Genomic DNA, 2,478 nt, shown 5'->3' with positions numbered 1-2,478 from the left:
ACAGATATTGGCGAAAAATACATCACATTTTATACTGAAAGTAGAATTCAACAGAAATTAAATGACCAGTCTCCTGTAGATTACAGAAAACTGGTCGAATAAGAGGGGGTTTTCTCTTGTCCCATTATTGGGGTGCAGTGCCGAATGTTTATTCGCCTTTTTATTATTATATAGTTATTTATCACCTTTATTCCGAATCACAAAACCTGTTTTCTTCTCACTTGAAGTATTGCGTGGTTTCTTGTGCTCTTTGCGATAGCGTTTTTCTTTGTCAAAATACTCATTGCGACCGCCCTTTTTGTAATTGCCACGTCTGCTACCACGTTCACGACGATTTCCACCTTTATTATTCCGATTCCCCTTATTGGCACCAGAAACATATTTAAACGGTAGTGGTTTCTCACGCGCAATTTCCACTTCTGGAAGAGTATCTGGATCTTGCACCGTTAGGCTCAAGATATATAAGGCTAACTCTTCTGGCGTAAATTCAGCTGCTAGCTTACGAGCATCTTTACCAAATTTCTCAAAATTACTGCGAATGGTCTCATCTGCAAAATCTCGCTCAATCTTTTTGAGGACAACTTTTTTCTTAGCTTGAAAGGCTTCTTCTGCAGTTGCCGGCTTCATACCTTTCATGCGTTTCTTGGTCAGATTTTCGATAATCTGCAGATAGCCCATTTCATTTGGAGCTACGAAAGTGATAGACTGACCTGACTTACCAGCACGACCAGTCCGACCAATCCGGTGAACATAGCTTTCTGGATCCTGCGGAATGTCGTAGTTGTAGACATGGGTCACACCAGAAATATCCAATCCACGTGCAGCTACATCTGTTGCAACAAGAACGTCTAGATTGCCATTCTTGAAATCACGAAGTACACGGAGGCGTTTTCCTTGGTCTAAATCGCCATGAATCCCTTCTGCTCGGAAACCACGAATCTTGAGACCACGAGTCAATTCATCTACTCGGCGTTTGGTACGCCCAAAAACAATAGAAAGTTCTGGCTGCTCTACATCCATAAGACGTGTCATGGTATCAAATTTTTCATTTTCCTTGACGCGGATATAGTACTGGTCTACCAGCTCAGTAGTCAGCTCTTTAGCTGCAATTTTCACATGTGTTGGTTCTTTCATGAACTTCACACCAATCTGCTTGATAGCATCCGGCATGGTTGCTGAAAATAGAAGGGTCTGACGGTCTTCTGGCACACGGGAAATAATGGCTTCAATGTCTTCTAAGAAACCCATATTCAGCATTTCATCCGCTTCATCCAGGATTAAGGTTTCAATCTGATTCAGCTTAAGCGCCTTGCGTTTGATCAAGTCCAAGAGACGACCAGGTGTTCCTACGACAATATGAGCACCTGATTTCAAAGCTTTAATTTGCTTTTCAATGCTAGACCCGCCATAAACTGAGCGGACTTTGACACCCTTACTACGACCAAATCTAAAGAGTTCTTCTTGACTCTGTACTGCTAATTCACGAGTCGGTGCAATAATCAGTGCCTGAACAGTTGGATCCTCTGTATCAATCTTCTCCAGAGTCGGAAATCCAAACGCAGCTGTTTTTCCAGTACCAGTCTGAGCTTGTCCAATGACGTCTTTTCCTGCCATAGCCAGCGGAATGGTCTGTTCTTGAATCGGGCTAGCTTCTACAAAACCAGCTTTGTCAATTTCTGCTAACAATTCAGCAGACAAATGTAATTCATTAAATTTCAATTTTTTCTTCTTTCTAAAAGGCAGTACGAAGCTACCTTATAAGACATTTTGGCTCTTCTTTTTATTAAAAATATGGTTTCTCAAATCGGAATACTAAAAAAGCGCCAACTTGGTCGCTAGTTACCATTAAACAGAAAAGCTTTTAGTTTTTGCAACCTACTTAGTATAACATAAAGAATAGTAAAAAGATAGAACTGATAGCGTTTTACTTGAAAATTAATTAGAAGTCTAATAGATACTATGATAAAATTAGCTTCTTCTCTTCTTTATACTTCCTTTAGATATTTAATTATAAAGAAATATTTAAAATGAGAACCATATAAAATAATTTACACTAATCATATAGTACTCGCGTTGCTAGTTGATAAAAAATTCTAAATGGTAGGCTAAAAGAACCTGTTCAATCTCCAATTGCCATTCTGCTAAAGACCTAACAATCGGGTGCTCAATGTCAAACATTACATTTAGAACAAAGATTCAAGTTTCAATAGTTCCTCGGATGGCTAGAATTGCAGGAATGTTACGCTCATCGGCGCTCTCCATATTTTTACGAAGCGGCGTCCAAAGATGAATCCCCTTTGCATCCAAGCGTTCTTTTAGCACTTTACCTAGGTATCCCAAATCTCCTAAAACGCGAGAATAAGGGACACGGTCTCCAGCAATTCTTCTGCTACCTGAATATCATGAACTGAGACAGGGGTAACCAGATAATCCAAAATATAGCTCGACTCTGTCACCGCCAAATGCACTTTCAAACCG

At 39.9% G+C, this 2,478-nt stretch carries 4 protein-coding genes; 1 reads left to right on the top strand and 3 read right to left on the bottom strand.

Annotation, left to right across the window (positions count from 1 at the left end):
• Positions 1-6 precede the first annotated feature (6 nt).
• Positions 7-102, top strand: coding sequence for an IS3 family transposase (locus tag HMPREF2542_RS10265; protein WP_398578067.1), 96 nt, complete (start codon positions 7-9; stop codon positions 100-102).
• 72 nt (positions 103-174) lie between these two features.
• Here the strand turns inward: HMPREF2542_RS10265 and HMPREF2542_RS01075 are convergent, their stop codons facing one another.
• The 3 genes from HMPREF2542_RS01075 to HMPREF2542_RS10260 all read right to left on the bottom strand — a co-directional run bounded on the left by HMPREF2542_RS01075 (position 175) and on the right by HMPREF2542_RS10260 (position 2,468).
• Positions 175-1,719, bottom strand: coding sequence for a degradosome RNA helicase CshA (locus HMPREF2542_RS01075; RefSeq protein WP_058669742.1), 1,545 nt, complete (start codon positions 1,717-1,719; stop codon positions 175-177).
• A 477-nt stretch (positions 1,720-2,196) separates the two neighbouring features.
• Positions 2,197-2,340 carry a hypothetical protein gene (locus tag HMPREF2542_RS09700; RefSeq protein WP_186822124.1) on the bottom strand — a complete coding sequence of 48 codons (144 nt, stop codon included), beginning with the start codon at positions 2,338-2,340 and terminating at the stop codon, positions 2,197-2,199.
• Positions 2,341-2,345: 5 nt separating this feature from the next.
• Positions 2,346-2,468 (bottom strand): hypothetical protein, encoded by a 123-nt coding sequence (locus tag HMPREF2542_RS10260; protein ID WP_398578066.1) that lies wholly within the window; start codon positions 2,466-2,468, stop codon positions 2,346-2,348.
• Positions 2,469-2,478: the final 10 nt, after the last annotated feature.

It is taken from the genome of Streptococcus sp. HMSC034B05, from assembly GCF_001809055.1.
GTDB lineage: Bacteria > Bacillota > Bacilli > Lactobacillales > Streptococcaceae > Streptococcus > Streptococcus constellatus.
Note: the sequence above shows the minus strand (reverse complement) of the source record. Positions and strands in the feature narration are given on the sequence as shown.